Below are 20,799 nucleotides of genomic sequence, written 5' to 3'. Positions count from 1 at the left end.
GGGTTGAATGGCAACGATGGTCCTCCGGGACGCTGCGCGCCCGACCGATCACGCCGCCCCGGCACATATGCCGGTGCCGGGCTCTCGCACCGGAACAGGAAGACAGGGGTGATCGTCAACAACAAGGTCCCGGCCCCGGTTCTTCGCCGCGTACAGATTTCGGTCGGCCTTCAAAAGAAGGTCTTCGAGGTTCTCACCGGGCTGGCGCACACAAACGCCGACACTGACAGTGATCCCACAGTCCCTGACGTCCGAGACGCAGGTGACATTGCGCACGTTCATTCTGATGCGCTCGGCCACCTGCATGGCCTCAGCCCGATCCGCATCAACAAGAAAGATGGCGAACTCTTCACCACCAAGACGGGCCGCGATGTCCTTCGCCCGGATCGACGAGCGGATCACGGCGGCCAGTTCCCGCAGCATTGCATCGCCGGTCGAGTGTCCAAAGGTGTCATTGACGGTTTTGAAGTGATCCACGTCAATGAAAAGCAGCGCATCGGGAACCGGTTTGCCCCGCGCCATCACTGCCGTGGCTTCATTAAAGAACGTCTTGCGGTTCGAGAGGCCGGTGAGCCCGTCGGTGCTGGCGGCATAGTCAAGCTTGGCCGCCATTTCTGCCAGCTTCACCTGTTGGCCAAAAAAGAAAGAGGCGAGCGGGAAGCCGATGACGATGACAATGACCGCAGTGAACAAGAGATCGAGGATGAGCCGGTCCGCGAAAAAGATGCTATAGAACACCAGGGTGAGCGTTTCGGCCCCAATCACGGCGACCAGCACGATGAGACAGGACTGCCTGAACACCGAGAGCTTCCAGAACTTTTCCAGGAGGCGGTGTGAAAATACCATCGTCCACCAGTTCACCAAAGACGTGCAGACATATGGCCGTGCACATATCAAAGTTGCAACAAAAAAGCGTTTCCGGATCGGATCACAGGCATCTGTCCCCTGTTACCACTGTTCGCGGGGCCGGGCGACGGCTCTGCTGACCCGAGGCGCAGCGATACACGATGATGGCCGAACTGCGGCGGCCGGTTCTGGAATTAGAACAGCACCAGAACGAGTAAACCGGGCTGGTATTCCTGTCGGCCGCCGATAAATGCCTGCAAGAAGCAAAGCTCTGCGCGGATGCTGGTAGGCCTGGAGGGACTCGAACCCCCAACCAAGGCGTTATGAGCGCCCTGCTCTGACCATTGAGCTACAGGCCCCCGCAGCGCTTTTCGGGTTAATGCGCCCCCGCGCGCGGGTCAAGCGCCTCTGGCGTTGCCCCGCGCGCGGGCATGGGGTATCGGGGGCGCGAATTCAGCCGGGGGCCGCCATGACACAGAACGGGATCAGCTATCGCGACGCAGGCGTCGATATCGACGCGGGGAACGCGCTGGTCGAGCGCATCAAGCCTGCCGCCGCCGCCACGGCGCGGCCCGGCGTCATGGACGCGCTTGGCGGGTTCGGCGCGCTTTTCGATCTGAAGGCTGCGGGCTATGACGATCCGGTTCTGGTCGCGGCGACCGATGGGGTCGGCACCAAGCTGCGCATCGGCATCGACACCGGTCATCTGGACGGGCTGGGCCAGGATCTGGTCGCCATGTGCGTCAATGATCTGGTCTGTCAGGGCGCCGAGCCGCTGTTCTTTCTGGACTATTTCGCCACCGGCAAGCTCAGCGTCGATGAGGGCGCCCGCGTGATCGAAAGCATTGCGCGCGGCTGCAAATCCGCCGGATGCGCCCTGATCGGTGGCGAAACCGCCGAGATGCCCGGCATGTATCACGACGGCGATTTCGACCTGGCGGGCTTTGCCGTGGGCGCGATGCAGCGTGGCACGGCGCTGCCCGCAGGCGTGGCCGAGGGCGATGTCCTGCTGGGTCTGGCCTCGGACGGGGTGCATTCCAACGGCTATTCGCTGGTGCGCAAGGTGGCCGCGCGTGCGGGCCTGGCATGGGCCGACCCCGCCCCCTTTGCCGACACGACACTGGGCGAGGCGCTGCTGACGCCGACGCGGCTTTATGTCAAACCGGCGCTGGCGGCGATCCGGGCCGGGGGCGTGCATGCGCTGGCCCATATCACCGGCGGCGGGCTGACCGAGAACCTGCCCCGCGTCCTGCCATCGGATCTTGGCGCCGATATCGACCTTGGCAGCTGGCAGCCCGCCCCGGTCTTTGGCTGGCTGGCACAGGCGGGCGGGATCGAGCAGTCCGAGATGCTGAAAACCTTCAACAGCGGCATCGGCATGATCCTTGTCGTGGCGGCTGATCGCGCCGAGGCGCTGGCGGATCTGCTGGCCGGGCAGGGCGAGCGCGTCCACCGCATCGGCACCGTCACGGCAGGCGCGGGCATCCGCTATTCCGGCACGCTTGCGTGAAACGGATAGCGATCCTGATCTCGGGCGGCGGCTCGAACATGCTGCGGCTGGTTCAGGACATGGCGGGCGACCACCCGGCGCGTCCGGTGCTGGTCGCCTCGAACGATCCGCAGGCGGCGGGACTGGCGCGCGCCGCTGAACTGGGCGTGCCCACCGCCGCCGTCGATCACCGCGCCTTTCCCCGTGACCGCGCCGGGTTCGAGGCGGCGCTGCTTCAGCCGCTGCTGGCCGCCGAGCCCGACATCATCTGCCTTGCCGGCTTCATGCGCATCCTGACGCCGGGCTTCGTTCAGCGCTTTGCCGGGCGGATGCTGAACATTCACCCGTCTCTGTTGCCCAGATACCCCGGCCTTGACACCCATGCCCGCGCCATCGCCGCCGGGGATGCGCAGGCCGGATGCACCGTGCATCTGGTCACGCCGGAACTGGATGCGGGGCCGATGCTGGGGCAGGCGCGCGTGCCGGTCCTGCCGGGCGATGACGCGGGCACGCTGGCGGCGCGGGTGCTGGTGCAGGAACACCGGCTTTATCCGGCGGTCCTGCGGCGCTTTGCTGTGGGCGATCAGACGCCGGTGATCCTCTAGGCTCAGCCGCCCCAGAGATTGGTCAGCGCGGTCAGCGGATCGTCCTCGCCCCAGATTTCCGGCCCGATGGCGATGAAATCCGTGACCGGGTTCAGCTGGGCCAGCAGCTCGCGGGTGATCGCGCCCTCGGCCACGACCGGCACCTCGATCACCTCGGACCACCACTGGAACAGGTCCAGCTCGGCAGGCTCGCCCCGGTACAGCGCCGAATCGCCCACCGGGCCAAAGCTGACGTAATCGGCCCCGGCCTCGCCCGCAGTCATCCCCTCGTGGCGCGAGCCGCCGCAGAAGGCGCCCACGACCGCATCATCGCCCAGTTCCTTGCGGGCATAGCGCACGCTGCGGGCGCCATCGGTCAGATGCACCCCGTCCAGCCCGTGCCGCTGCGCCAGCTTGACGTGATCGTCGATCACCACGGCCACATCGCGGGCATGGGCGATTTCGCGCGCCAGATCGGCCAGACGGCCCAGTTCATCCTCTTCGGCGCCCGCGCGGATGCGCAGGCAGGCCGGGGGAAAGCGGTCCATGACCTCGGACAGCAGGGGCCCAAGCGCCGAGGCCTGCGCGCCGGCCGGGGTCATCAGATACAGCTGGGGTCCATCACTCATACGGGTGTCTCCTTTGTGTCGCAGATAGCGCAGCTTGCCGCCCGCCGCCAGACGGACTATTGCGCAGCCATGCAGACCGATCGCCAGCCCGTCATCATCCTTGTGCGCCCGCAGATGGGCGAGAATATCGGCGCCGCCGCGCGCGCGATGCTGAATTTCGGCCTGACCGAGATGCGGCTGGTCGAACCCCGCGACGGCTGGCCCAACCCCAAAGCGGTCGCCATGGCCTCGGGTGCCGCCGGGCGCGTGCTGGACGCCGCCCGCGTCTATCCGACGCTGGCCGATGCGATGGAGGGGGTGGAATACGCCTATGCCACCACAGCGCGGGGGCGCGAGCTGACCAAGCCGGTCTTCACCCCCGAAACCGCGATGGCCGACACCCGCGCGCGCGCAGGCCGCAGCGCCATCATCTTTGGCCCCGAACGCACGGGGCTGGAAAATGACGAGATCGCGCGGGCCAACGCGATTGTGACGGTGCCGGTGAACCCCGATTTCCCGTCGCTGAACCTCGCGCAGGCGGTGCTGCTCATGGGCTATGAATACGGCCGCGACATCCTGCCGCCCGAACCCGCCCCCCATGCCGGGCGCGAGCAGGCCGAAACCCCCGCCGACCGCATCGAGATCGAGCGTCTGGGCGATCACTATGACGAGAAGCTGACCGAGGCCGGGTTCTTCTTCCCCGAGACCAAGGCCGCCTCGATGCGGCTGAACCTGCGCAATATGTGGGCGCGGCTGCCGCTGACGCGCGGCGATGTGCGGATCCTGCACGGCATCCTGCGCCAGTTGACCCGCCGCTAGGCGCCCCCTAACACTGACCCGGAAAAAGGAGCCCCGCGATGGCCAAGCGCCCTGTCTTTCAGGAAGTCTCGGACCCGGCGGCCAGCAGCCGCCCCGCCCCGACCACCGGCATGATCGACGCCCGGCCACGCGGCGCCCGGCGCGCGATCCGGGCATGGCTGGCGGTGCTGTTCCTGCTGGTGCTGGCGATGATCGTGGTGGGCGGCGCGACGCGGCTGACCGGCTCGGGCCTGTCGATCACCGAATGGAAGCCCGTCACCGGCGCCATCCCACCCATGACCGCCGATGACTGGCAAAGCGAATTCGATCTCTACCGCCAGATCCCGCAATATCAGGAGCTTAATCAGGGCATGTCCCTGAGCGAATTCCAATACATCTACTGGTGGGAATGGGGCCACCGCCTGCTGGGCCGCGTCGTCGGTCTGGTCTGGGCCATGGGCTTCCTGTTCTTCTGGGCCACATCGCGCATTCCGTCGGGCTGGACGCCGCGCCTGCTGGGCCTTGGCGCGCTTGGCGGGCTGCAAGGGGCCATCGGCTGGTGGATGGTCAGCTCCGGTCTGGGCGAGGGGATGCTGCGCGTGGCCTCCTATCGGCTGGCGACGCATCTGGGGCTGGCCTTCCTGATCCTTGGGCTGATCACCTGGTATGTGCTGCAGCTGTCGCGCAGCGAGGCCGATCTGATGCGCGCCCGCCGCGCCGGCGAGGGCAAGCTGTTTTCCATGTCCACCGGGCTGATGCACCTGACCTTCGTCCAGATCCTGCTGGGCGCGCTGGTGGCAGGCATCGACGCGGGCCGCACCTATACGGGCTGGCCCACGATGGGCGGCGAATGGATTCCCGCCGCCATCTGGGACGGCACGCTTGGCTGGCGCAATGTCTTCGAGAACCCGGCGCTGGTGCAGTTCATCCACCGCATGACCGGCTATCTGCTGGCAATCTTCGCCGTGGTGGTCTGGCTGCGCGCCCGCCGCTCGCCCCATCCGGTCACGCGCGGCGCCTTCACGGTGATGATCGTGGCGATGGCGGCGCAGATCGGGCTGGGCATTCTGAACGTCCTGCACGCCTCGCCGCTGCATCTGGCGCTGACCCATCAGTTCGGCGCGGTGGTGCTGTTCGCGATGATCCTGCGCGCCCGCCACCATGCCCGCTACCCCGTTGAAACCTCGATCCGTGGAGCCATCAGATGAGCGCACTCGATGACCTGCTGGCCTTCCAGCGCCAGACCGAAGCCCTGTCCTCGGTGGCCGAACGCCTCGGCTGGGATCAGGAAACCGTCATGCCGCGCGGCGCGACCGAGCAGCGATCCGAGGAAATGGCCGCGATCGAGGCCGTGCTGCACGAGCGCCGCACCGATCCGCGCCTCGGCGAATGGCTGGATGCCGCCCGGCCCCGGTCCGAGGCCGAGACCCGCATCATCGCGCTGATCGCGCGCGATTTCACCCGCGCCAGCCGCATCCCGGCGCGTCTGGCCGAGGAACTGGCACGCCTGACCTCGCTGTCGCAGGGCATCTGGGCCGAGGCCCGCGCCAAGGAGGCGCCCGAGGATTTCCTGCCGACGCTGGATCAGGTGCTGATGCTGAAACGCGAAGAGGCGGCGGCACTGGCCGATGGCGGCGATCTCTATGACGCGCTGCTGGACGATTACGAGCCCGGCATGACCGGCGCGCAGATCGCTGCGCTGTTTGACGCCATGCGCCCGCGCCTGGTCGCCCTGCGCGACGAGGTGCTGGGCGCCGCGCGTCAGCCCACGGCGCTCAGCGGCCATTTCCCGCAGGAAACCCAGCTGCGCCTGGCCCGCGCCTGCGCCACGGCCTTTGGCTATGACTGGACGCGGGGCCGGATGGATCTGGCCGTGCACCCGTTCAGCAGCGGTCGCTGGCAGGACAGCCGGATCACCACGCGGGTGGTCGAGACCGATCCGTTCAACTGCCTCTACTCCACGATCCACGAGGTCGGCCATTCCAGCTATGAGCAGGGCATCGACCCCGACTATGCCTTCACGCCGCTTGGCCGGGGCGTGTCCATGGGTGTGCATGAAAGCCAGAGCCGGATCTATGAAAACCAGATGGGCCGGGGCCGGGCCTTCACGGGCTGGTTGTTTCACCGCATGTCGGACGCGTTCGACGGGCTGAACATCACCGATGCGGATGCCTTCTACGCCACCGTGAACCGCGTGACGCCGGGCTATATCCGCACGGAATCAGACGAGATCCAGTACAACCTTCACATCATGCTGCGCTTCGATCTGGAACGCGATCTGGTCTCGGGGCGGCTGGACACGAACGATCTGGTCGAGGCCTGGAACGCGCGTTTCCTCAAGGATTTCGGTGTGTCCGTCGACCGCCCCGCCAATGGCGTGCTTCAGGACGTGCACTGGGCGGTGGGCCTTTTCGGCTATTTCCCGACCTATGCGCTTGGCAATGTCTATGCGGGCTGCCTCAATCAGGAACTGCGCGCCGCCGTGCCGCAACTGGACACGGCGCTGGCCAAAGGCGACGCCACCCCCGGCACCGAATGGCTGCGCGAGCAGGTCCAGCGCCATGGCGGCCTGATGCCGCCCGCCCAGGTGATCGAGACCGCCTCGGGCAGCGCCATCAGCCCCGAGCCCCTGCTGGACTATCTGGACGAAAAATTTGGCCGGATTTACGATCTTTGAGCCCTGAATGGATATTTTTATGAAGAAGAAGCCCTGCGCTGCAGATCGCGGCATTTCTTCTTCACGCAAATATCCCGGGGGGTCCGGGGGGCTGGCCCCCCGGCGGTCGCGGGACGCAAATCCGGCTTATTCGGCCGCGCGCGCCATCGGGTTGTTCGGGTGCGAGGTCCAGTTCGCATAATCCCCGCGCGGGATGCCGGTGCGCTTGTCCATCTCACCCGGTGCCAGTTCGCGCATGGTGATGCAGTCCTCGACCGGGCAGACATCGACGCAGAGGTTGCAGGCCACGCATTCCTCCTCGATCACCTCGAAGACGCGGCCCGGTTTCATTGCGATGGCCTGATGGCTGGTATCCTCGCAGGCGGCATAGCAACGCCCGCAGCTGATGCAGGCGTCCTGATCAATCACTGCCTTGGTCACATAGTTCAGGTTCAGCTGCTGCCAGTCGGTGACATTGGGCGTGGCGCGGCCGATCAGCTCGGGCAGGGTCATGTCGCGGCGGTCGAGGTATTCCGACAGGCCCGAGATCATCTCTTGCACCACCTTGAACCCGTAGGTCATCGCCGCCGTGCAGACCTGCACATTGCGCGCGCCAAGCGCCATGAACTCGGCGGCGTCGCGCCATGTCGTGACGCCGCCGATGCCGCTGATCGGGATGCCGGCCGTCTCGGGGTGGCGGGCGATTTCGGCCACCATGTTCAGCGCGATCGGTTTCACTGCCGGGCCGCAATAGCCGCCATGGCTGCCCTTGCCGTCGATGGTGGGCTGGGGCGCGAAAAGATCCAGATCGACCGAGGTGATCGAGTTGATCGTGTTGATCAGGCTGACCGCATCGGCGCCGCCACGCCTGGCCGCCGCCGCCGGTTTCGTCACATCGGCGATATTGGGTGTCAGCTTGACGATACAGGGCATGCGCGAGTGCTTTTTCACCCAGCGCGTGACCATTTCGATATATTCCGGCACCTGACCCACGGCACTGCCCATGCCACGCTCGGCCATGCCATGCGGGCAGCCGAAATTCAGCTCGACCCCGTCGGCGCCGGTATCCTCGATCCGGGTGAGGATGTCGCGCCAGCTGTCCTCGTCGCAGGGCACCATCAGGCTGATGATCAGCGCCCGGTCGGGCCAGTCGCGCTTGACCGACCTGATCTCGCGCAGGTTGACCTCCAGCGGGCGGTCGGTGATCAGCTCGATATTGTTCAGCCCCAGCACCCGGCGGTCGGCGCCGTGGATCACGCCGTAGCGGGGACCGTTCACGTTCACGACCGGCGGGCCTTCCGAGCCGAGGGTTTTCCACACCACCCCGCCCCAGCCCGCCTCGAACGCGCGGCGGACATTGTATTCCTTGTCGGTCGGCGGCGCCGAGGCCAGCCAGAACGGGTTGGGCGAGGTGATGCCGATGAAATTGCTGCGCAGATCTGCCATTGTTCCGCCCTCCTTCAGGCTGCGGTTTCAGAGGAATGCCCGGTCAGCAGGGCGTCGATGTCATGGGCGGCGTCGCGCCCTTGTGCCACGGCGGTCACGGTCAGATCGTCGCCCCCCGCCGCGCAATCGCCGCCCGCCCAGATGCCCGGCTGCGAGGTGCGGCCCGCGGCGTCGATGGCAATCTTGCCGCCCTCCAGCACCAGCCCCTCGGGCGCGCCGGTCAGGCGCTGGCCAATGGCGCGGAACACCTGATCGGCGCGCAGGCGGAAACGCTGATCTGTCTGGACCAGCCCGCCGGGGCCGTCCTCGGTATAGGCGCATTCGACCTCGGTGACGGCGCCATTGCCGTGGATGGCCACCGGGGCGGCGTTGCAGATGAGGCGCACGCCGCTGGCGGTGGCATGGTCCTGTTCGTGGCGGCTGGCCGACATGCGGTCCTGCCCGCGCCGGTAGACGATGGTGACGTTTTCGGCGCCCAGCAGGCGCGCCTGCACGGCGGCGTCCACTGCCGTCATGCCGCCGCCGATCACCACCACGTCGCGGCCCACCGGCAGCGCCGTCAGATCGCTGGCCTGCCGCAACTCGCGGATGAAGCTGACCGCGTCCAGCACATGGCTCCGGTCCTCGCCCTCGGTGCGCAGGGCGTTCACGCCGCCCAGCCCCATGCCCAGAAACACCGCGTCATATTCGGCGCGCAGATCCTCCAGCGTGATCCCGGCGCCGAGGCTTTGGCCGTGGCGCAGTTCGATGCCGCCGATCCGGAGCAGCCAGTCGATCTCGGCCTGCGCGAAATCATCGACGGCCTTGTAGCTGGCGATGCCGTATTCGTTCAGCCCGCCGGGTCTGGGTCGTGCCTCGAAGATCACGACGTCATGTCCGCGCAGGGCCAGCCGGTGCGCGCAGGCCAGACCCGCGGGCCCGGCACCGACCACCGCCACGCGACGGCCCGAGGGCGCCGCGCGGGTAAAGGGGTGCACACCCTTGGCCATCAGCCCGTCGGTGGCGTAGCGTTGCAGGGCCCCGATCTCGACCGGCTTGCCCTCGGCCTCCATCCGCACGCAGGCACCTTCGCACAGCGTCTCGGTCGGGCAGACACGGGCGCACATGCCGCCCATGATATTGGCGTCCAGAATCGTGCGCGCCGCTGCATCCGGCGTGCCGGTGGCGATCTGGCGGATGAACAGCGGGATGTCGATGCCGGTGGGGCAGGCCGTGATGCAGGGGGCATCGTGGCAGAAATAGCAGCGGTCGGCGGCGACATGGGCCTCGTGCCGGTCCAGCGGCGGCGCGACATCGGCAAAATTCGCGGCCAGCATATCGGGCGTCAGCCGCCCCGGCACGACGCCGGGCGACAATCTTGCTTGGGACATTTGCGTCTCCTGGCTTTTCCCTGTTGATGGGATCAGGCTGACACAGGTCCGATTTTTTATCAAATGGTAAAATTATTGCCGCGAGGCTTTGCGGAAATTTCAGGCAGAGGGTGCGTCAGGTCAAGGCTGCGGCAGGCAGGTCCAGAACCGCCGCCAGACCGCCCATTTCACTGCGCTCCAGCCGCAAGGCACCGCCATGCAGGGCGGCCAGATCGGCCACGATGGCAAGGCCCAGACCTGCGCCGGGGGGGCCGTGCTCGTCAAGGCGTGCGCCCCGCACCAGCGCACGCGGCGCAGCACCCGGATCCATGCCGGGTCCGTCATCGGCTATCCGCAGAACCAGCCGGTCGCCGTGACGCGCCGCATGCAGGGCGATCCGGCTGCGGCCCCATTTGACGGCATTCTCGGACAGATTGCCGATCATCTCCTCCAGATCCTGCCGCTCGCCGGCAAAGGCCAGATCGGGGGGGCAGTCGGGGGTTGCCACCATCCCCTTGTCGGCCATGGGCCAGCGCAGGACCAGCAGGATGTCGTCGATCACCGGCGCGACCGGGGTGCGGCTGCCCAGCACGCCCGGCCCGGCCTGACGGGCGCGGCGCAGATGCCAGCCGATCAGCCGGTCCATCCGCGTGATCAGCGCCTGACCGGCATGGTCCTGTGGCAATTCATTGGCCAGCGCCGCCAGCGGGGTTTTCAGCGAATGCGCCAGATTGCCCAGATGCTGCCGTGACCGCGCCAGCAGGCTGGCGTTCTGGTCCAGTGCGGCGTTGATCTCGGACGCCAGCGGGCGCAGCTCGGACACATCGGGCAGCGCAAGGCGGTCGGACCGGCCCGCACGCACGCGGGTCAGATCGGCGCGCAGCCGGTCAAGGCTGCGCAGCCCCGCCGTAATCTGCACCAGAGAGGCCAGCGCCAGCCCCAGCCACAGCGCCATCAGCGCCAGCGCCAGCGGGCGGATGATCTGGGCCAGACTGGCGCGGATCTCGGCCAGGGGGGCGGTGACGGTGACGGCGATCAGCGCCTCGCTGTCGGGCACGGTCACCTCGCGGCGCAGCACCCGCAGGGGCGCCATGTCGGCGCCCAGACCGGGGGCGCCGGTCAGCTCGCCCGCCGGACCCGTCAGCCGCCCGTCCAGCAGCGAACCCGAGCGCGCCACCGCAGCCCCGTCTGCCGCGACCTGCCAGTACCAGCCCGACAGCGGCAGGGCAAAGCGCGGGTCGGGCGGCGTGGCGGACAGGCGGATGCGCCCGGCATTGTCGGTGCCGATCCGCGCGATCAGGCTGTCGGCGGCGGCCATCGCCTCGGCGTCATAGCGGTCGGTGACGAAATCGCGCAGCAGATGGGCGATCATCACGAAAGCCGCCAGCAGCGCCGCCGTCAGCCAGATCGCCCCCAGAATCAGCAGCCGCCCCCGGATCGAGCGCATCACGCAGGCGCCACCGGGGTGGCGCCGTGCAGCACATAGCCCTCGCCGCGCCGGGTCTCGATCACGCCGTCGCCGACCTTGCGGCGCAACCGGCCGATGACGACCTCGATCGACTTGAAATCGCGGTCGGTTTCGGCCTCGTAGAGGTGATCGGACAGCTCGGTCCGGCTGACGATGCGGTTCTGGTGATGGATCAGATAGGTCAGGATGCGGGCCTCGAACCCGGTCAGCCGCAGCGCCATCCCGTCGCGGGTGATCACCCCCAGCTGGCTGTCCAGCACCAGCGCGCCCGCGCGGATGACCGGGCGCGCATGGCCCGCCGCCCGCCGGATCAGGGTCTGGGCGCGCAGCACCACCTCGTCCAGCCGGAAGGGTTTGACGGCGTAATCATCGGCGCCCGCGCGGAACCCCGCGACCTTGTCGGTCCAGTCGCCGCGCGCGGTCAGGATCAGCACCGGCATGGCGATGCCCTGATCGCGCCAGCGGGTCAGCACCTCGATCCCCGCCATGCCCGGCAGGCCCAGATCCAGGATCGCCACGTCATAGCACTCGGTCGCGCCCAGAAACTCGCCCTGGGTGCCGTCGGCTGCGTGATCGGTGACAAAGCCCGCCGCCGCCAATGCGTGGGCCAGTTGCCCGGCCAGCAGGGGGTCGTCCTCGATGATCAGTGCGCGCATGGTCGGGGCCTTGTTCTTGAGCGGGTTCAGCGGCGGCGCGCGTCGATCTGGCCGCGCCCGGCCACATCCAGAAAGCGCCCGTCGCGCGCATCCATACGGATCACCAGCAGGTTGCGCGCAGGCGTCAGCAGGCGGAATTCATAGACCAGTTCTGCCCCCAGATCGCGTTCCTGCGGCTGCGGCGGACGGCTCTCGGCGCCGATGATGCGGCCCTGATAGCGGGCGACGGCCGCCTCGGCAATCTGGTGAAAGGGCAGGGGGCGAAAGCCCTCGGCCCATGCTTCCGGGGCAGGCAGGGGCAGATCCTGTGCGGACGCGGCGATAGGCGACGCAAGACACAGGCTCAGCAGGATGGGCATCAGGGCGCGCATGGGGCCATTATGGCGCGGCGCGGCCAAATGAAAAGGAAACGTGGCATTGTCCTGCGGTTCGGCTGCCCTGCGCTAAACCCGGTCAGGCCGGGCCCTGAGCGCCCTGCACTGATGAAGGAGACTGAGATGAGCATTCGCAAGCTGACCGGGACCGCGGCGCTGGCCCTGCTGATGACGGGGGCCAGCCTGACCACGCCCGCACTGGCGCAGGACACGCCCCCCGCCCCACAGGCTGCCGCCCCACAGACCGCCACGGGAACCCCTGATCTGGTGACCCGGCTGGGCCTGACCGATCTTGAGGTTGATTCGTGGAAGAACGGCGGGCGCGAATACGAGGGCGAGCTGCCCGACGGCACCGAGATCGAGATGAAGTTCGACCGCGACGGCCTGCTGGTCGAGATCAAGGCCGATGACGGCCCCATGCCCGCCCTGGCGATCGAGCAGATCCTGCCGCAGGCGGTGCGCGACAGCGAGGTCTTCGGCCAGTTCACCCGGATCGAACGGATCAACGTGGCCGGGGACGGGTTCGATCTGCGCGGGCGCGATCAGTCGGGCGCCCGGATGCGCGCGCGTGTCGATGCGACGGGATCGGTTCAGCGCTTTGGTCGCGAAGGCGAACGCGGCGAGATGCGGGGCGAGGGCAAGCGTGGCGAGATGCGCGGCCATCGCGAGGGGGGACGCCCCGGCGATCACGCCCGCGGCCCGCGCGAGGGTGGTCCCCGTGAAGGAGGCCCGCGTGCGGGTGGCCCGCGTGAAGGTGGCCCGATGCGCGCCGCGCCCGATTTCGATGCGGTGGCCGCGAACGCGCGCCTGACCGAGGCGGGCTATACCGGCTTTGGCTTTCTCTACCGCGCCGGCCCGCGCCTGCTGCTGGAGGCGACCAATCCCGATGGCGAAGCCGTGACGCTGGAACTCGATGCCCGGGGCGAGGTCATCCGCGAAACCGCGCGCTGAACGACCCTCTCCGGGGTGCTGACAGGGGCTGGCCTTGCGCCGGCCCCTTTGCCTGTCCTGCTGCGTCATCAAAGGCTTTTACAAAACGCAAACCCGGTCTAGCATTGCGGCGACCGGCTGCGGGGATGGCGTCACGCGAATGTCTTGTGATGCCTCTAGACAGCGGGACTGCATCACTGACAGGAGGTTCCTTCCATGAATCGCATCAATCGTCGCGGCCTTTTGCGCGGCGCTGCCGCCACGGCGGGCGTCACGCTGGCCTCGCCCTATCTGGCGCGTCGCGCGATGGCGCAGGGCGCGGGCACCGTCAATATCTTTGCCTGGGCCGGCTATCTGAACGACGAGATGCTGGCCGCCTTCACCGAGGCCACCGGCATCGCCACCAATTACACCCCCTATGGCACCAATGACGAGCTGCTGAACCAGCTGCGCGCCAACAATGGCGCCGGGTTCGACCTGATCTGGCCGACCGTCGACCGGGTGCCGAACTATGTCGAATTCGGTCTGGTTCAGCCGCTGGACGACTCGCGCATCGAGGTGGACCGGGTGCTGCCAAGCGCGTGGGAAAACTCGGTCAATCTGGGCGCCGTGGTCGAGGGGGCGCGCTATCAGGTGCCGACCGACTGGGGCACCGAGGCGATCGCCTTTGATCGCGATCAGATGCCGCTGGAATATGGCACCGCCTCTTACGGCGACATCTGGTCCGAGGGCGCGCAGGCGACCGTGCGCGGCCATTCCTCGCTGATCGGTCTGGGCCTGTGGCTGGAGGCCGAGGGCAAGCTGCCGCGCCCGCTGCTGGAGGCCTTCACCGACCCCGAGGCGCAGGTCGAGATCTTTGACGTGATTCTGGCCGAGGCCATCGCGCGCAAGGGCAATATCATCCAGTTCTGGTCCAACGAGAACGAGGCGCAGGGCGCCTTCCGCGTCAATGGCGCCAATATCGGCCAGACCTGGGACAGCAGCGCCGCCGGTCTGGCCCGCGAAGGTCTGCCCATCGGCTTCATCGCGCCCAAGGAAGGCGCGCTGGCATGGATGGAGGGGCTGTCGATCCCCTCGGGCGCCGAGAATCTGGACAGCGCCTATGCCTTTATCAACTGGTTCCTGACCCCCGAGGCAGGCGCGATGTATACCAACGCGACCTCGATCAACTCGACCGCCGTGGGGTCGGATCAGCTGCTGTCGGATGAGGCCAAGGCGTTCTTTGCCGCCGCCTATCCGGGCGACGCGCTTGAAAAGCTGTGGTGGTGGCCGATTCAGGAAAGCTGGTACGTCACCAAGCGCAACGAATATCAGGACCGCTTCCTGTCGGCCTGATGCCTTAACGGGGGCGCCGCCAGGGCGCCCCCTTCATTCGCAGGAGAGATCATGTCCCACGCGGTCGAGCTTGCCGGTATCGGCATGAGTTTTGGCACCACCCGCGCCGTCAGCGATGTCAGTTTCAAGGTCGCGGCGGGCGAGTTCTTCTCGATCCTCGGGCCGTCGGGCTGCGGCAAGACCACGATCCTGCGCATGATCGCGGGCTTTATCGAACCGACCGAGGGCCGCGTGCTGATCGGCGATCAGGACATGAAGGGGCTTGGCCCCAACCAGCGCCCGACCGCGATGATCTTTCAGTCGCTGGCGCTGTTCCCGCTGATGTCGGTGCGCGACAATATCGCCTTTGGCCTTGAGGCGCGGGGCGTGGGCCGGGCGGCGCGCCGCGCCAAGGCCGACGACCTGTTGCGCCTGATCGCGCTGGAGGGTTACGGCGACCGGATGCCGGGCGAATTGTCGGGCGGCCAGCGTCAGCGCGTGGCGATCGCCCGCGCGCTGGCGGTGGAACCCGGCGTGCTGCTGCTGGACGAGCCGTTGTCGGCACTGGACCTGAAGCTGCGCCAGCATATGCGGGCCGAACTGCGCGCGCTGCAAAAGCGCACCGGCGTCTCCTTCATCTACATCACCCATGACCAGTCAGAGGCGCTGGCCATGTCCGACCGGGTGGCGGTGATGTCGGCGGGGCTGCTGCAACAGGTGGCCACCCCGCGCCAGCTGTATGACAACCCCGCGACCTCATTCGTGGCCCGTTTCGTGGGTGAGACCAACGCCATCTCGGGCCGGATCGCGGCGGTCGAGGGGGGGCGTGCGCAGATCGACACGGCGCTTGGCGCGTTGACGGGCCGTGCGGGGCAGGGCGCCGCGCCGGGCGCGCAGGGCACGATCTATATCCGCCCCGAGGCCATGATGCCCGGCAGCACGGCCAACCCGCTGGATGCCCGCATCGAGCGGGTCGATTTCGAGGGCGCCTTTGCGCTGGTCCATGGCCGCTTTGCCGATGGCGCGGCGCTGGCCGCCTCGGTCCCCTCGACGCGGCTGGCGGATGCGCCCGCACCGGGGGCCGAGGCGCGGTTCGGCTTTGCCCCCGAACATGCGGTGGTGCTGGCCGATGCGTGATCTGTATGGGCGTTTCGGGCCGGGGCTGTCGACCGTCTTTCTGACGCTGGTCTTCATCTGGCTGGCGGGCATGGTGCTGGCCCCGAACCTGATGATGATCGACTACGCGCTGCGCCCCAACTTGCCGCCTGCCGCGCTTGGCGGGCCGGATGACACCTATTCTCTGTCAAACATCGCCTATCTGGCCGGAGAGCCGACCCATCGCGCGATCTTCTTCAAGACGATCTGGGCCAGCGGGCTGGTGGCGCTGGTCACCTTCCTCGTCTGCTATCCCATCGCCTTCTGGATGGCGCAGCGCGCCACCGTCGGGCAACTGTCCATCGCCCTGCTGCTGATCATCATCCCGTTTTTCATCAACGAGGTGCTGCGCACGCTGGCCTGGTTCATCATCCTGGCCTATCGCGGCCCGCTGAACGAGATGCTGATGGGCCTTGGCCTGATCGACGGGCCGGTCCGCTGGCAGGGCAATGGCGGCGTGCTGGCGGCGATGGTCTACGCCTATATCCTGTTCATGCTGCTGCCGATCTACAACGCGATAGAATCGCTGGAAAAAGCCCAGATCGAGGCCGCGCGCGACCTTGGCGCCGCGCCCTGGCGCATCCATACTCGCGTGGTGATCCCCCATGCGAAAGCGGGCATTGCCACCGGATTCGTGTTCACCTTCATGCTGGCGGCGGGGTCGTATGTGGCGCCTGCGCTGCTGGGATCGCCCGGCAGCCGCTGGTTCACCGAGATCATCTATAACTGGTTCTTCGAGGGCGGCGACTGGAACCGGGGCGCGGCCTATGCGCTGGTGCTGCTGGTCCTGTGCCTTGCGGTCGTGCTGATGACGCTGAAAATCGCGCGGGTCAATCTGGCGGATGTGGCGAAATGAGCGTGGCAGACCGTATATTCCGGATGATGTTCGTCCTCTATCTGATTGTATTTGCGTTGTATCTGTTTGCACCGCTGATCATCATGGGGGCAGCGGCCTTCAACGAAAGCCGCTTTCCGACGGTGATCCCGTGGCAGGGCACGACACTGGACTGGTTCGCGGCCATGTGGGCCGATGGGGCGATGTGGCGGTCGCTGTGGACCTCGGTTCTGGTGGCGGTCTGCGTGGTCGCGGTGGTGGTGCCGGTGGGCACGGCGGCGGCGCTGGTGCTGACCTCGCTGCATGCGCGCGCGCGCAGTTTCGCCTATGCGCTGATGGTCTCGCCCTTGCTGACGCCGGGGGTGGTGATCGGCATCTCGACCCTGATCCTGTGGCGGCAGCTGGGTGTGGGCGGCGGGGTGTTCCTGATCGTGCTGGCGCAGGCGACATTCATCATCTGCTATGTCATGCTGATGGTGATGGCCCGCCTGCAGCGCTTTGACCGCACGCAGGAAGAGGCCGCCCTGGGCCTTGGCGCCTCGCGCGGGATGGTGTTCCGCCGGGTGCTGCTGCCGTTCCTGCGGCCCGCGCTGCTGGCCTCGACCGGGCTGGCGGTGCTGCAATCGGTCGAGAATTACAACACCACCCTGTTCGTGCGCGGCTTCGAGACGCCGCTGACCGTGTTCATCGCCACCAAGGTCCGCACCGGCCTGACCCCTGCGGTCAACGCGCTGGCGCTGATCATCATTGTGGCCACCGTCATCGGCGCCGTCGCCTTCGAGATCGCGCGCAGGCGGCAGGCGCAGCGGGTCGCCGCCCGACAGTCGGAGGGCTGAGCCGCTTGCGGGGCGCCCCGATCCGCGCGATCATGGCGCGGGGACGGAGGCGCGTGCGTGGCATCGGCATCAGCGGAACAGGACCGGGCTATCCCCGGCAGATGGCGGCGCAGGCTGGTCCTGTTGGGCGCGGGTCTGGCGCTGGCAGGTGCGGCGCTGGCGCTTGGGCCTGCCCATCTTGGCCGTGCCTTTATCGCCGCGACGATCCCGCAGGGCGAAAACGTGCTGCGTCTTTCGCTGTCCGGCCTGCGCGGTGAACTGGCCCGGTACGAGCGTCTGCCCGAGTTGATGGCGCATGAGCAGGTCCTGGCGGATGCCCTGTCCCCCCGCGCGGGGCTGGCCCAGATTGCGGCCGCCAATCTGTATCTGCGCCATGTCAACGACATGATGGGCTTGTCCGACAGCTATGTCATGGGGCTGGACGGCACGACGGTCGCCGCCAGCAATTTTGCCGACGATCCCAGCTTTGTTGGTCAGAATTTTGAGTATCGGCCCTATTTCAGCGATGCGGTGACCGGCGGGCAGGGGCGGTTCTTCGCGCTTGGCACGACCTCGGCCAAGCGGGGTTATTATTTCGGGGCGCCGGTGCGCGACCGGGGCCGGATCGCCGGCGTTCTGGCGCTGAAGGTCGATGTGGATGCGATCGAGGACAGCTGGCGGGCGGCGGAATACGAGATCATCGTGACCGATGCCGAGGGCGTCGTCTTTCTGGCCAGCCGCCGCGACTGGCATTTTCGCGCGCTGGCCCCCCTGTCGCCCGAGGCGCGGACCCGCGTGGCCGAGACGCGCCGCTATGACAGCCAGCCGCTTGCGGCGCTGCCGCTGCAAAAGACGGGTGCGGTCGGTCAGCACCCGCTGATGACGCTGGATCTGCCCGAAGGGCGGCGCGAATTCGTGATCGTGTCCGAGCCGATGTCCGAGGCGGGCTGGACGGTGCAGGTGCTGCTGGACACGGCGCCCGCGCATCGTCAGGCGCTGTGGGCCTCGGTCGGCGCGCTGCTGGTGCTGGGCCTCAGCGCGGCGGGGCTGGCGGCGCTGGCGCAGCGGCGCGCGCGCCTGCGCGAACGGTTGCAGATGCAGCGCGAGGCCCAGAGCCACCTTGAAAGCCGGGTGGCCGCGCGCACGCAGGAACTGGCCGCGCTGAACACACGGCTGGCCGCCGAGGTGACCGAACGCCGCGCCACCGAGGATGAGCTGCGCCGCACGCAGCGCCATCTGGTGCAATCGGCCAAGCTGGCGGCGCTTGGCCAGATGTCGGCGGCGCTGTCGCATGAACTGAACCAACCCCTTGGTGCGGTGCGCAATTTCGCGGCCAATGCGCTGACCTATCTGGACCGCGACCGCACCCCCGAGGCGCGTGACAACCTGGGCCGCATCGTCAAGCTGACCGATCGCATGACCGAGATTGGCCGCACCCTGCGCAACTTTGCCCGCAAACCCAATTCGCAACTGGCGGTCGTGGACCTGCACGACGTGCTGCGCGACGCGCTGGAGGTGATCGCCTGGCGCATCGGCAAGCGCGAGTTGCGGCTGGACACTGATCTGCCGCATGGGCCCCTGATGCTGCGGGCGGGGCCGGTGCGCTTTCAGCAGGTGATCGTCAATCTGCTGTCCAACGCGCTGGATGCGCTGGAGGGGCGCGAGGACGGGCAGATCCGCATCAGCGCGCGCGAGGCGGGTGACCGGCTGGTGCTGCGCATCAGCGACAATGGCCCCGGCGTGCCTCAGGGGCTGGAGGAACGCATCTTCGATCCCTTCTTCTCGACCAAGGGGGTGGGCGCGGGTCTGGGGCTTGGGCTGTCTATTTCATTCAATATCATCAAGGATTTCGGAGGGGAACTTCGTGTCGTGCGTGAATCCGGCGGCGCCGCGTTCGAGATTGATCTGCCGCGCCTTGCCCCGGACCTTGTCAGCGCCTCGGAGGTTGCATGAGCGGCGGTCGCGTGTTGCTGGTCGATGACGAGGCCGAGATGCGCCTGTCCACCGCGCAGGCGCTGGATCTGGAGGGGTTCGAGATCGAAGAGATGCGCGATGCGCAATCCGCACTGGACCGGGTGGGCTTTGGCTTTGACGGTATTGTCATCACCGACATCCGCATGCCGGGCATGGACGGGCTGACCCTGATGAACCGCATCCGCGAAATCGACACCGAGATCCCGGTCATTCTGATCACGGGTCACGGTGACATCCAGCTGGCCGTGCGGGCCATGCGCGAGGGGGCGCATGATTTCATCGAAAAGCCCTTTGACACCGAACAGCTGGCCAAGATCGTCGACCGGGCGCTGAGCTATCGTGGCGTCGTGCTGGAAAACCGGGTGCTGCGCGCAGCGGCGGGGCAGGCCGACGATCTGGAAACGCGGCTGGTCGGGCGATCCAATGTGATGATCGACCTGCGCCGGCGGTTGCGCACGATCGGCCCGACCGATGCCGATGTGCTGATCGTGGGCGAAACCGGCGTCGGCAAAGAGGTCGTCGCCCGCGCCCTGCATGACCTGTCGCCCCGCGCGCGCCGCCCCTTTATCGCCATCGACTGCGCCGCGCTGCCCGCATCGCTGATCGAATCCGAGCTGTTCGGCCATGAGGCGGGCGCCTTCCCCGGCGCCCTGCGCGCGCGATACGGCAAGTTCGAACACGCGCGCGGCGGCACCATCCTGCTGGACGGGATCGCCTCGATGCCGCTGGATGTGCAGGGCAAGCTGCTGCGCGTGGTGCAGGACCGGGTCATCACGCCCCTTGGCGCGAACGAGGACCGGGTGCTGGACGTGCGCTTTATCGCCACCTCGCGCCAGCCGCTGGAAGATGAGGTGGCCGCGGGGCGTTTCCGGGCCGATCTGCTGTACCGGCTGAACGTGGTGACGCTGAACCTGCCGCCGCTGTCGGCGCGGCGCGAGGATATTCAGCTGCTGTTCATCAAGCTGGTGCAGGAGGCCGCCGCCCGCCATCGTCGCCCACCCGTCACCGTGCCGCCGCAGCTGCTGACCGAGATCGCCGAACGCGACTGGCCCGGCAATGTGCGCGAATTGCGCAACGCCGCCGACCGCCACGCGCTGGGGATCGCGCTTCAGCCCGCCGAGGATCGCGCCCCGGACCAGATGCGGCTGGCCCACCGCGTCGCCGCCTTCGAGCGGGATCTGATCGTCGCGACGCTGGCGGCCCATGGCGGACGGCTGAAGCCGGTCTATGAAACGCTCGGCCTGTCGCGCAAATCGCTGTATGAAAAGATGCAGAAACACCGGATCGACAAGACGCATTACGCCGATGCGGGCGACGATCCCGAGCTGTGACGCGCGATTGGGGGGAATTCCACCCATCCGATGACGCCGATGTTACCGATTCCACCCATCGGACCACCGGAACCGGCATTTTTATCCCCGCCAGACGCATGGCGGAGTTGCGTCAGGCGCATGGCCGTCGCTAGCTGGTCTTGCTTTCAACGGTTGCGCACCCCGCAACCC

Annotated in this window: 19 protein-coding genes and 1 tRNA gene; 12 read left to right on the top strand and 8 right to left on the bottom strand. The window is 67.5% G+C overall.

The window, feature by feature from the left end; translation table 11 throughout:
* Positions 1 to 48 precede the first annotated feature (48 nt).
* Positions 49 to 846: a GGDEF domain-containing protein gene (locus tag ACK41U_RS03705; RefSeq protein ID WP_409676120.1), complete on the bottom strand. Its 798-nt coding sequence runs from the start codon at positions 844 to 846 to the stop codon at positions 49 to 51.
* A 283-nt stretch (positions 847 to 1,129) separates the two neighbouring features.
* Positions 1,130 to 1,205: transfer RNA gene (locus ACK41U_RS03700), tRNA-Ile, on the bottom strand.
* 110 nt (positions 1,206 to 1,315) lie between these two features.
* Here ACK41U_RS03700 and purM point away from each other — a divergent pair.
* Both purM and purN read left to right on the top strand, forming a co-directional pair.
* Positions 1,316 to 2,356, top strand: a complete 1,041-nt coding sequence (purM, locus tag ACK41U_RS03695; protein WP_409676117.1) for a phosphoribosylformylglycinamidine cyclo-ligase — start codon at positions 1,316 to 1,318, stop codon at positions 2,354 to 2,356.
* Positions 2,353 to 2,940 carry a phosphoribosylglycinamide formyltransferase gene (gene purN / locus ACK41U_RS03690; protein WP_409676114.1) on the top strand — a complete coding sequence of 196 codons (588 nt, stop codon included), beginning with the start codon at positions 2,353 to 2,355 and terminating at the stop codon, positions 2,938 to 2,940. Before purM ends, purN begins: the two co-directional genes overlap by 4 nt.
* 2 nt (positions 2,941 to 2,942) lie before the next feature.
* Here purN and ACK41U_RS03685 read toward each other — a convergent pair whose 3' ends face one another.
* Positions 2,943 to 3,548 (bottom strand): thiamine phosphate synthase, encoded by a 606-nt coding sequence (locus tag ACK41U_RS03685; RefSeq protein ID WP_409676111.1) that lies wholly within the window; start codon positions 3,546 to 3,548, stop codon positions 2,943 to 2,945.
* Between the two features lie 69 nt (positions 3,549 to 3,617).
* Between ACK41U_RS03685 and ACK41U_RS03680 the strand changes: the two genes are divergently transcribed.
* From ACK41U_RS03680 to ACK41U_RS03670, 3 genes are read left to right on the top strand one after another with little or no spacing between them, the layout of a single operon-like run.
* Entirely contained in the window at positions 3,618 to 4,346 is a 729-nt protein-coding gene (locus ACK41U_RS03680; protein ID WP_409676108.1) for an RNA methyltransferase, read from the top strand.
* A 38-nt stretch (positions 4,347 to 4,384) separates the two neighbouring features.
* On the top strand, positions 4,385 to 5,533 hold the full coding sequence (ctaA, locus tag ACK41U_RS03675; protein ID WP_409676105.1) for a heme A synthase: 1,149 nt from the start codon (positions 4,385 to 4,387) through the stop codon (positions 5,531 to 5,533).
* Entirely contained in the window at positions 5,530 to 7,002 is a 1,473-nt protein-coding gene (locus ACK41U_RS03670; RefSeq protein ID WP_409676103.1) for a carboxypeptidase M32, read from the top strand. The genes ctaA and ACK41U_RS03670 overlap by 4 nt, the downstream gene beginning before the upstream one ends.
* 126 nt (positions 7,003 to 7,128) lie before the next feature.
* Here the strand turns inward: ACK41U_RS03670 and preA are convergent, their stop codons facing one another.
* The 5 genes from preA to ACK41U_RS03645 all read right to left on the bottom strand — a co-directional run bounded on the left by preA (position 7,129) and on the right by ACK41U_RS03645 (position 12,271).
* Entirely contained in the window at positions 7,129 to 8,427 is a 1,299-nt protein-coding gene (gene preA / locus ACK41U_RS03665; RefSeq protein WP_409676100.1) for an NAD-dependent dihydropyrimidine dehydrogenase subunit PreA, read from the bottom strand.
* A gap of 14 nt (positions 8,428 to 8,441) precedes the next feature.
* On the bottom strand, positions 8,442 to 9,797 hold the full coding sequence (locus tag ACK41U_RS03660) for an NAD(P)-dependent oxidoreductase (protein ID WP_409676097.1): 1,356 nt from the start codon (positions 9,795 to 9,797) through the stop codon (positions 8,442 to 8,444).
* Positions 9,798 to 9,912: 115 nt separating this feature from the next.
* Positions 9,913 to 11,223, bottom strand: coding sequence for a sensor histidine kinase (locus ACK41U_RS03655; RefSeq protein ID WP_409676224.1), 1,311 nt, complete (start codon positions 11,221 to 11,223; stop codon positions 9,913 to 9,915).
* Positions 11,223 to 11,900: a response regulator transcription factor gene (locus ACK41U_RS03650; protein WP_409676094.1), complete on the bottom strand. Its 678-nt coding sequence runs from the start codon at positions 11,898 to 11,900 to the stop codon at positions 11,223 to 11,225. Before ACK41U_RS03650 ends, ACK41U_RS03655 begins: the two co-directional genes overlap by 1 nt.
* Before the next feature lie 26 nt (positions 11,901 to 11,926).
* Entirely contained in the window at positions 11,927 to 12,271 is a 345-nt protein-coding gene (locus tag ACK41U_RS03645; protein ID WP_409676092.1) for a PepSY domain-containing protein, read from the bottom strand.
* 126 nt (positions 12,272 to 12,397) lie between these two features.
* Here ACK41U_RS03645 and ACK41U_RS03640 point away from each other — a divergent pair, with 126 nt between their 5' ends.
* The 7 genes from ACK41U_RS03640 (at position 12,398) to ACK41U_RS03610 (ending at position 20,628) form a co-directional block, all read left to right on the top strand.
* Complete coding sequence (locus ACK41U_RS03640; protein WP_409676089.1) at positions 12,398 to 13,225, top strand: hypothetical protein; 828 nt, start codon at positions 12,398 to 12,400, stop codon at positions 13,223 to 13,225.
* A gap of 195 nt (positions 13,226 to 13,420) precedes the next feature.
* A complete protein-coding gene (locus ACK41U_RS03635; protein ID WP_409676086.1) occupies positions 13,421 to 14,539 on the top strand; it encodes an extracellular solute-binding protein in 1,119 nt (372 codons plus the stop codon).
* 51 nt (positions 14,540 to 14,590) lie between these two features.
* On the top strand, positions 14,591 to 15,655 hold the full coding sequence (locus ACK41U_RS03630) for an ABC transporter ATP-binding protein (RefSeq protein ID WP_409676083.1): 1,065 nt from the start codon (positions 14,591 to 14,593) through the stop codon (positions 15,653 to 15,655).
* A complete protein-coding gene (locus ACK41U_RS03625) occupies positions 15,648 to 16,529 on the top strand; it encodes an ABC transporter permease (protein WP_409676080.1) in 882 nt (293 codons plus the stop codon). The genes ACK41U_RS03630 and ACK41U_RS03625 overlap by 8 nt, the downstream gene beginning before the upstream one ends.
* The gene (locus ACK41U_RS03620) at positions 16,526 to 17,344 is read left to right on the top strand and encodes an ABC transporter permease (protein ID WP_409676077.1); all 819 of its coding nucleotides are present in this window, start codon (positions 16,526 to 16,528) and stop codon (positions 17,342 to 17,344) included. The genes ACK41U_RS03625 and ACK41U_RS03620 overlap by 4 nt, the downstream gene beginning before the upstream one ends.
* A 57-nt stretch (positions 17,345 to 17,401) precedes the next feature.
* Complete coding sequence (locus ACK41U_RS03615; protein WP_409676074.1) at positions 17,402 to 19,276, top strand: ATP-binding protein; 1,875 nt, start codon at positions 17,402 to 17,404, stop codon at positions 19,274 to 19,276.
* Positions 19,273 to 20,628 carry a sigma-54-dependent transcriptional regulator gene (locus ACK41U_RS03610; RefSeq protein WP_409676071.1) on the top strand — a complete coding sequence of 452 codons (1,356 nt, stop codon included), beginning with the start codon at positions 19,273 to 19,275 and terminating at the stop codon, positions 20,626 to 20,628. Before ACK41U_RS03615 ends, ACK41U_RS03610 begins: the two co-directional genes overlap by 4 nt.
* Positions 20,629 to 20,799 lie beyond the last annotated feature (171 nt).

The organism is Paracoccus sp. (in: a-proteobacteria), assembly GCF_046289755.1.
Lineage (GTDB): Bacteria > Pseudomonadota > Alphaproteobacteria > Rhodobacterales > Rhodobacteraceae > Paracoccus.
This window is presented reverse-complemented; position numbering and strand designations above follow the sequence as displayed.

Coding starts and splice junctions, on each gene's coding strand:
- ACK41U_RS03705 (WP_409676120.1), bottom strand. CDS start 846: ATGGTATTTTCACACCGCCTCCTGGAAAAGTTCTGGAAGCTCTCGGTG.
- ACK41U_RS03645 (WP_409676092.1), bottom strand. CDS start 12,271: ATGCGCGCCCTGATGCCCATCCTGCTGAGCCTGTGTCTTGCGTCGCCT.
- ACK41U_RS03685 (WP_409676111.1), bottom strand. CDS start 3,548: ATGAGTGATGGACCCCAGCTGTATCTGATGACCCCGGCCGGCGCGCAG.
- ACK41U_RS03650 (WP_409676094.1), bottom strand. CDS start 11,900: ATGCGCGCACTGATCATCGAGGACGACCCCCTGCTGGCCGGGCAACTG.
- ACK41U_RS03655 (WP_409676224.1), bottom strand. CDS start 11,223: ATGCGCTCGATCCGGGGGCGGCTGCTGATTCTGGGGGCGATCTGGCTG.
- ctaA (WP_409676105.1), top strand. CDS start 4,385: ATGGCCAAGCGCCCTGTCTTTCAGGAAGTCTCGGACCCGGCGGCCAGC.
- ACK41U_RS03635 (WP_409676086.1), top strand. CDS start 13,421: ATGAATCGCATCAATCGTCGCGGCCTTTTGCGCGGCGCTGCCGCCACG.
- ACK41U_RS03625 (WP_409676080.1), top strand. CDS start 15,648: ATGCGTGATCTGTATGGGCGTTTCGGGCCGGGGCTGTCGACCGTCTTT.
- ACK41U_RS03610 (WP_409676071.1), top strand. CDS start 19,273: ATGAGCGGCGGTCGCGTGTTGCTGGTCGATGACGAGGCCGAGATGCGC.
- ACK41U_RS03670 (WP_409676103.1), top strand. CDS start 5,530: ATGAGCGCACTCGATGACCTGCTGGCCTTCCAGCGCCAGACCGAAGCC.
- ACK41U_RS03620 (WP_409676077.1), top strand. CDS start 16,526: ATGAGCGTGGCAGACCGTATATTCCGGATGATGTTCGTCCTCTATCTG.
- purM (WP_409676117.1), top strand. CDS start 1,316: ATGACACAGAACGGGATCAGCTATCGCGACGCAGGCGTCGATATCGAC.
- ACK41U_RS03630 (WP_409676083.1), top strand. CDS start 14,591: ATGTCCCACGCGGTCGAGCTTGCCGGTATCGGCATGAGTTTTGGCACC.
- ACK41U_RS03640 (WP_409676089.1), top strand. CDS start 12,398: ATGAGCATTCGCAAGCTGACCGGGACCGCGGCGCTGGCCCTGCTGATG.
- ACK41U_RS03660 (WP_409676097.1), bottom strand. CDS start 9,797: ATGTCCCAAGCAAGATTGTCGCCCGGCGTCGTGCCGGGGCGGCTGACG.
- preA (WP_409676100.1), bottom strand. CDS start 8,427: ATGGCAGATCTGCGCAGCAATTTCATCGGCATCACCTCGCCCAACCCG.
- ACK41U_RS03680 (WP_409676108.1), top strand. CDS start 3,618: ATGCAGACCGATCGCCAGCCCGTCATCATCCTTGTGCGCCCGCAGATG.